Annotated in this window: 3 protein-coding genes and 1 pseudogene; 1 reads left to right on the top strand and 3 read right to left on the bottom strand. The window is 40.6% G+C overall.

Annotated features, from left to right (window positions below; translation table 11 throughout):
- Positions 1–343 precede the first annotated feature (343 nt).
- Together A9239_RS05665 and A9239_RS05660 are read right to left on the bottom strand one after the other, a co-directional pair.
- A pseudogene (locus tag A9239_RS05665) lies at positions 344–619 on the bottom strand (IS110 family transposase); the annotation flags it as partial.
- Between the two features lie 187 nt (positions 620–806).
- The gene (locus A9239_RS05660) at positions 807–1427 is read right to left on the bottom strand and encodes a phosphoribosyltransferase (protein WP_080941632.1); all 621 of its coding nucleotides are present in this window, start codon (positions 1425–1427) and stop codon (positions 807–809) included.
- Positions 1428–1857: 430 nt separating this feature from the next.
- On the opposite strand from A9239_RS05660, the gene A9239_RS05655 reads away from it, so the two are divergent.
- The gene (locus A9239_RS05655) at positions 1858–2754 is read left to right on the top strand and encodes a hypothetical protein (RefSeq protein ID WP_048117839.1); all 897 of its coding nucleotides are present in this window, start codon (positions 1858–1860) and stop codon (positions 2752–2754) included.
- A 27-nt stretch (positions 2755–2781) separates the two neighbouring features.
- Here A9239_RS05655 and A9239_RS05650 read toward each other — a convergent pair whose 3' ends face one another.
- A complete protein-coding gene (locus tag A9239_RS05650) occupies positions 2782–3672 on the bottom strand; it encodes a thiamine pyrophosphate-dependent enzyme (protein WP_048117837.1) in 891 nt (296 codons plus the stop codon).
- Between the last annotated feature and the right edge of the window lie 233 nt (positions 3673–3905).

Genomic DNA, 3905 nt, shown 5'->3' with positions numbered 1-3905 from the left:
TGATTATTTCACAATACCAATATGAGATTGGAACTTACTCAATGTTTAACTTTTTGCGCCGTTTGCTGCTGTATCGTGTATTGAACTTTCAAACGGTTTTGGATATATCACAGTCTCCGAAAATAAATGAATCTCTTTAATTGAAACTCTTAAATCAAAAAATCAGTGAAAAACCGACAATCAGTTAAAAAGTCAAGGCTAAGGATAAATCGGAAGTAATTAATCAAATTTAAAAAGTGAACCTTTCTGATAAAGCAAATCCTTAGCTTTCCTGACGAATTTGAGAATTGAAAATCGTTATCAGGTATATTATTTAGCATGAAAGTACATGAGAAAATCTTCCTCACGTGCTCTCTTCATCTCCTTTTTCCGTTATTGCAAATATTTCACTAATTATTTTTATTCGTTCATCAACTGAGAATATCTCGGTCTCAACAATCTTCCTCTTTTGAATTTCTCCTTTTTTATATCCAATTTTATCTTCGTATATCTCATCGTTTACGATAAGATGCCATATTATCGTTGCAATTTTCCTTGCCAAGGCAATAATTGCCTTGGCATGTCCAATTGACTTCTTTTTTTTGTTAAAAAACTCTTTTAACCTGCTATTTTTCTTTCTTCTGTAAATTTTGCTATATACCCTTTAGTCTTCTCTTTTTCCTTTTTACGAATAAGCAGCAATAAACTAAACTGAAATTATCCTTTATACGAGTTCTATGGATCCGTTAATTCTGTTAATCTGTTAATTCTATTGATCTGTTAATTCTATCGAGATCTTTTTGATTAGAACTCTTTTCATGAAGTATCTACTTCTTGATGCTCCATAGCTTTCTGTTATCCTGTTTTGTGCTTTCAAGCTCACCCCTTTCCGTTAGATCGCTTAAAATTTTTAAAAGTTCAGTTTCCTTGAGATCCAGTTCATACCTGTGCTTAAACTCGGCTATAATTTGAGAGAGATCGAGGGTCCTATTCTGAATAATTTTTTCTGCAAACCCTGCCAGATCTTCATACCTGGCCCAGGGGTAAATGATCCAGCGCCATTTGAGAACCTTCTGGGCATAAAAATCAGGCGTGAAATTCGAGGAGATTTTATGCTGGAGCACTGCAGTCCTGACAGATGCAGGATTAAGGTTTAAAACGTAATCTACTGCAAGATTAAGTGTCTCGCCTGTATCGGTTACGTCATCGAGAATCAAGATTTTTTTTCCTGTTATATCCACAGGAATAGGGAATTTTATCCTTGCTTCTTCCCGCATGTCCGCAGCTCTTGAGTAGTGTTCAATCTTCATTGAGGTAAGGTCATTGAAGAGTAAAAAATCGGAAACCAGCCTTCCAGGCACATAGCCTCCTCTCCCTATAGCAACAATCAGGTCAGGCATATAGCCAGAAGCTTTGACCTTTTGGGCAAGAATTCTGGAAAGCCGCAAGACTTCATTAAAGCTTATAAGCTCACACCTGAATGAGTCCTTTTCTGTCTGGCCTTGGGATTGTTGAGATTGAATTTTTCTTTCCTGCGTCAGATAAATCGCCTTCTTAATGCATGTTTTATAACCTGCTGGTAGCGAATTGACGGATACTTTATAAAGAGAAATAAGATCCTTTTCTAGCCAGTTTAACAATTTTATCTAACGAGTTTATCAGTTTAATGACTTATTAATCCGTCTGAAAGCTCACTATTACCTGAAAATATTTGAATCCAGGAAAACATAAATAAAGAGTATCTGGAAAATAAGTGAGAAAAATAAAGTAGAGTAGGAATTGACAAAAATGAAATACTTTTTGAGAATAATATGTACTGAAACTCTTCTCGCAAGTCTTTTATGAGAAGGTCTAACCACTGTAAAGGAGTCTTATGCCATGTTTTCAAAGAAAGAAGACAAAATGGTAAACTTGGGTTTAAATTCCGTTAGAGAAAGGTTTGACGAAGGAGTAAACAAGGCTCTCAGTTGTCTGACCGAAATCGGCATAGGCTATGTGAACGAGAGAAAAGAGCCAGAAGCTGAAAAAACGGTAGTTTCCATAAAGGAAATAGGAAAGGCTGCTGCTCGCCAGGGAATGGAGAATGCCGCAGTCAATGCTATTCAAGCCCTTGAAAAGCTGCTACAATGCTCAATGGAGCAGAATATGCAGGAAATGGATGTCCGAGTTCTACTTTCATTTGGAGCTATAGGAAAAATAGCTGCCAAACAGCAGATGGAAATGGTAGCCAAGCTAGCGGCTTCAGTTCTCGGGAAAAGCGGGAATACGGCAGCTCTCCTTAATAAGGAAAGAGAAACTATAGCAGTTATAATAGGACTTGGAGAAATCGGAAAAGCGGTTGCAGGGGTGAAGGTTCCAGATTTTTCGGAAAATGCGGCAATATGTATCTCATGCCTTGGGGATATTGGAAAACTTACGGCTCAGAAGAACCTTGAAGAAGCTGCAGTGGGAATAGAGCTTATGCTTCAGGAAATGGCTGCCGCAGCCATGAATGAAAATCTCCAGAATACGGTAATAAATATCGCAAGCTCTATTGAAGAAGTTGGAAAAAAAGCTGAGGATGAAAACATGGAAAGTGCGATTCTCCAGGCAGCCTCTGCCCTCCAGACCATTGTGAGCAATTCAGGAAACAGATATCTGAACGATGCTTCAATTGCAGCTAAGATAGCCCTTGAATCCTTCAATGAACTCGATATCATAAATGATGAAGCTAATATAAAAAAGATAGAAGCAATAAGGGAAACGATGAGGGCGCTCTGGGTGGATTCAAAATAAAAATTCAGGATACTGGAACTTCATTCTTCACTGAAGCCCGAAATGTTTTATATTCCAGTCTGCCATGGCCTGAATCTTCTTTATTTCGTCTTCACCGCCTACCATGGTGAACAGGTGTTTGAACCTTTTCTGGACTCTCAGATATTCTTCGACTGGCCTTGGGTTCTTAATTTTCCTGACCTGGGTAATTTCCCCGTTTTCCATCTCATACATGGGCCAGAGACAGGTTTCAACTGCAAGTTTAGCAATCTCCAGGGTCTTTGAGGTATCAAAGCCCCAGCCTGTTGTACACGGAGCATGGGCATGGATGTAGGTGGGACCCATGACTTCAGTTGCTTTCTTGACCTTACGAATCATGTCTCTTGGGAAACCTATGGAAGTCGTAGCCACATATGGAGAGCCATGAGCTGCCATAATGGCAGGCATATTCTTCTTAGGGCGCGGGTTTCCAAAGGAGAATTTCCCGGGTGGAGTGGTCGTTGTGCTTGCATCATAGGGCGTTCCACTGCTGCGCTGGACTCCAGTGTTCATATACGCTTCGTTGTCCATACAGACGTAGGTAAAATCGTGGCCCCGCTCAAACGCACCTGAAATAGCTCCGAAGCCTATATCCATAGTAGCGCCATCGCCTGCAATAACTATAATCTTAGTATCTTTCTTTTTGCCAAGGGCTTTTAAGCCAGCTTCGATCCCTGAAGCTACTGCAGCCCCGTTTTCAAAGAGGGAGTGGATCCAGGGAACCTGCCATGAAGACAGCGGAAAAGGCGTACTTGTAACTTCCAGGCAGCCAGTAGGGTTAACAACAATGCTGTCAGGGCCTGCTCCCATAAGTGTAAATTTTGCAGCAAAAGCATCACAACAACCCGGACAGGCACTATGCCCGGATGTGATATACGTTTTCGGTGCAGTTCTACTCATTACTATGCCTCCTTAAGACCCAGGAGCCGGCTTTCAAGCGAAACTCGGAGCTTTGCATCCTGAATTCTTCAATCCCCTTGCATATTTTCAATAACTTTGCAGTGCTATTCATCGACTGCCCCAACCCCCAGACCTGCAACAGCCGGACAACAATCAGTTAAGGGTACAACTTAACAACCAGTTAAGGGTACAACTTAACAACCAGTTAAGGGCACAACTTAACAACCAGTTAA

The organism is Methanosarcina sp. A14, from assembly GCF_001729375.1.
GTDB classification, from domain to species: Archaea; Halobacteriota; Methanosarcinia; order Methanosarcinales; family Methanosarcinaceae; genus Methanosarcina; species Methanosarcina barkeri.
The sequence above is the reverse complement of the archived record's forward strand: the minus strand, read 5'-3'. Positions and strand labels throughout refer to the sequence as shown.